The organism is Alienimonas sp. DA493 (assembly GCF_043951915.1).
Lineage (GTDB): Bacteria > Planctomycetota > Planctomycetia > Planctomycetales > Planctomycetaceae > Alienimonas.
In genome coordinates this window covers 1-3420 of sequence record NZ_JBINJD010000267.1, presented here as the reverse complement: position 1 = coordinate 3420, position 3420 = coordinate 1, and the positions used below count along the sequence as shown (strand labels likewise).

Annotated in this window: 4 protein-coding genes; 1 reads left to right on the top strand and 3 read right to left on the bottom strand. The window is 68.9% G+C overall.

From position 1 onward, the window contains the following. Nucleotides 1-65 precede the first annotated feature (65 nt). From ACG2DA_RS22110 to ACG2DA_RS22100, 3 genes are read right to left on the bottom strand one after another with little or no spacing between them, the layout of a single operon-like run. Complete coding sequence (locus tag ACG2DA_RS22110; protein ID WP_395258775.1) at nucleotides 66-539, bottom strand: type II toxin-antitoxin system VapC family toxin; 474 nt, start codon at nucleotides 537-539, stop codon at nucleotides 66-68. Continuing rightward, entirely contained in the window at nucleotides 536-769 is a 234-nt protein-coding gene (locus ACG2DA_RS22105) for a hypothetical protein (protein ID WP_395258773.1), read from the bottom strand. Before ACG2DA_RS22105 ends, ACG2DA_RS22110 begins: the two co-directional genes overlap by 4 nt. A 49-nt stretch (nucleotides 770-818) precedes the next feature. Further along, on the bottom strand, nucleotides 819-1250 hold the full coding sequence (locus ACG2DA_RS22100) for a hypothetical protein (protein ID WP_395258771.1): 432 nt from the start codon (nucleotides 1248-1250) through the stop codon (nucleotides 819-821). Between the two features lie 433 nt (nucleotides 1251-1683). Here ACG2DA_RS22100 and ACG2DA_RS22095 point away from each other — a divergent pair, with 433 nt between their 5' ends. Next, nucleotides 1684-3372 (top strand): sigma-70 family RNA polymerase sigma factor, encoded by a 1689-nt coding sequence (locus tag ACG2DA_RS22095; protein ID WP_395258770.1) that lies wholly within the window; start codon nucleotides 1684-1686, stop codon nucleotides 3370-3372. The last annotated feature ends 48 nt before the right edge of the window (nucleotides 3373-3420 follow it).

Below are 3420 nucleotides of genomic sequence, written 5' to 3'. Positions count from 1 at the left end.
CGGGACGTGAAACGCACATCGTCGCCGGCTCCCCCGAAACGGCGGGAGCCGGCGACGAATTTTATCTAACGACCTGCGGAACCGTTCGCGGCAAACGCGGCGGCTTCGGCGGGGGCGATGACGGTCAAGCCGACATACCGGACGAAGTCCGAACCGTTGAAGGTGAGCAAATGGACCGCCCCGTGCCGGAACGCCGCCGCCGCGAGGCGGGCGTCGTGCGCCGGCTTCCCCCGAACGTCGTACTGTTCCACCAGTTCGCTCCATCCGTCGAACACGCCGCGTTCGTCTCGAAGGAAGCGGAACCGCCGAATCAGTCGGTCGACGTCCCTTCCCGCGTGGCTCGGACTCATCCCTAAGCCGTTTCGCTCGACCGGCCGCGTCGCGACAACGTAGTATTCATAGCAACACTGGGGGACCAGCGCGAGCATGTAGCCGGCCCCCGCCAAAACTCGCAGCGCGTCCCGGGCGACTTCGTGATCCGGGTGATCCGGCTTGGCGAGCCGCAACAGGACGTTCGTGTCGCACAGAATCAGCGTCACCGGTAGATGCTCTCCCGGGAGTCGTCCAACGGCAGGCCGGTCGCGCCGTGATCCGCCGCGAACGCTTCGAGCCACTCCTCCCACCGGGCCAGCTCGGCGCCGGGGGCCGCGTCGTCGCTGAGACCCGCCGACGCCGTTTCCAGCAACCACTGCTCCACCGTGAGACCGCACCGTTCCGCGGCGCGTCTCACGTCGGAATACGTCTCGTCGTCGATCGTCAGCGTGGCCATCGGGGCGGTCCGAACGGGGGAGCGGCGCCATTGTAGCCGCCGACGCGGCTCAGACGGCGGCCTCGCGCCGCTTGCGGGCGTCGCGGAAGCTCTTCACGCACAGGGCGAGGAAGACGGCGCAGATCACGGCCATCGCCCCCAACGAAACGATCCCCAGCGTCGAGCCCCCGCCCTTCGCCAGCACCATCCCCAGCCGCCCCGCCCCGGCGAGAAAGCCGATCAGCCCCACGACCGCGGCGACGTGCATCGCGATCTTCAGCGCCCGCAGCCCGGTGCGGGCGATCAGGCCGCAGACGATCAGGATCAGTCCGAAGGCGCCGGGGATGAACGACGTGGGGCTCCGCACCTCGCTGAGGAAGTAGCCCGCCAAGGCGACCACGACCAGCAGCGCCCCGGCGCCGAGGGCGTAGAACGGGGCCGGGTCGCTGGCGGCGACGTTCGTCGTGCCCGCGGGGGCGGGAGCGGGGCGGTCGGCGGCCATCGGGGCGATCGGTGCGGGGAAGCGAACGTCGGTGTGCAATCCGACCGCAAACTGTATCGCACCCGATCACCCCGGTCACGGCGGGCGCTTCGCCGCGGCCGCGGCTCGTCCCGCCCAGAACCCGGGGCGGTTTTTTCGCCGGAAATCCGGTGACGAACCGGACTTGCGTGCGGTTCTTTCGTCAAGGGACCGATTCCGAACTTTCCGTCAAACTTTGTGTCGGGAATGAACGTACGTCTCTGTGCGGTCGAACGTTCGGCCGCTCGCCTCGCCCGCCGGCGGCGCCGCAATTCGGTCCGCGGCGGTCGGGATTCCGGCGCCGAACGTGCACCGATCGCTCGACGGCCGCCCCCGCGGCGGCACGGAACCGCCCCCAGACCCGCCCGGCCCTATCCGGTCGGCGGCCCCCCTATCTTTCCGCCGAACGGACGCTATGAGCTACACCATCCCTGAATTGAAGAATCTGACCGACCACGTCGCCGAGGACGGGCGCCGCGAGGTGCAGCTCGCCTGGGTGCGTCGCGCCGAGAGGCTGTCCGGCCGGTTAGATCCCGACGCCGCCTACGACGCCAACGACCTGCGCCGCTCCCTGGAGGGGGCCGACGACGAGGCGCCCGCCGCCGCCGAGGCGGACGGCGAGGAGACCGTCTCCGGCGAGGAAGCTCTTCGCAATCTGCGGTTGTTCGCGGAGGATCTGTCGACCACCGCCGGACTGTCCGCGGAGGAGGTCGGCGAACCGGTGCTGACGGTGGACGAGATCGCCAAGAAGCTGGGCGTCTCCGGCAAAACGGTCGACCGCTGGCGGGATCGCGGGCTGGTCAGCCGCAAGCTGAAGCTGGACGGCCGTCGCCGGGTCGGCTTCCTGCAAAGCACCGTGGACCGGTTCGTCCGCGAGCGGGCCGACGAGATCGAACAGGGCCGCAAGACCGTCACCCTCTCCGACGCGGACCGGGGGCGGATCGTCCGCAAGGCCCGCAGCCTGGCCAACGGCGGTTTCACCCCGCCGCAGATCGCCAAGCAGCTGTCCGAGGAATTCGGCCGCAGCCCGGATTCGATCCGCTCCCTGCTGCGGGACTTCGAACGGAAGAACCCGGACCGTCCGGTCTTCCGCGTCCGCCCCGGCGACCTGACGCGGGCGGAGAAGGAGGAGATCCTGCGTCGCCGTCGCCGCGGCTGGACCCTGGCCCGGCTGGCGAAGTCGTTCAGCCGCACCAAGCCCACCATCAAGCGGGCCCTGCACGAACTGCGGGCCGAAGAGGTGATGGGCGAGCCGCCGGCCTACATGGACTCCCCCGAGTTCCACACGCCGGACGCCGACGAGGTGATCCTCTGCGAGCCGCCGAAGAAGGACAAACCGCACCGCCGCATCCGCGTGCCCAGCGGCCTGCCTCCCTACCTGGCGAGCCTCTACAACTACCCGCTGCTGACCCGCGAGGACGAGCAGTACTGGTTCCGCAAGATGAACTACCTCAAGTTCAAGGCGGCCACGCTGCGGGAGGAGATCGGCGACTCCACCCCCACCGAGGAGCAGCTCGACAATCTGGAGGCGTGGACCCGCGAGGCGATCGACGTCAAGAACTTCCTCACCCGCAGCAACCTGCGGCTGGTCGTGTCCATCGCGAAGCGGCACATCAAGCCGGGGGCCAACTTCTTCGAGATGGTCTCCGACGGCAACGTGAGCCTGATGCGGGCGGTCGAGAAGTTCGACTACACCAAGGGCAACAAGTTCAGCACGTACGCCACCTGGGCGATCATGAAGAACTTCGCCCGCAGCATCCCGCAGGAGCACCGCCAGCTGGACCGGTTCCGCACCGGCAAGGAAGAGGTGTTCCAGTTCTCCCAGGAGGAGCGGGCCAACCCCTACATGGACGAGCTGACGAACACCCGGCAGCGGAAGGTGATCGGCGACATCCTGATGGAGCTGGACGACCGGGAGCGGGACATCCTCCGCTACCGCTACGGCCTGGAGCAGGGCAGCGAACCGCAGACTCTGGAGCAGGTCGGCAACCGCTTCGGCGTCACGAAGGAGCGGATCCGCCAGCTGGAAGGCCGCGCCCTGAAGAAGCTGAAGAAACACGCCGAGGGCGCCCGCCTCGAAGTGCCCGGCCTGCACGATCGGTGAGCGAGCGTCGCAAACCATGAGGTGCAGCGTCCCGGCCCCTTCCGGGGG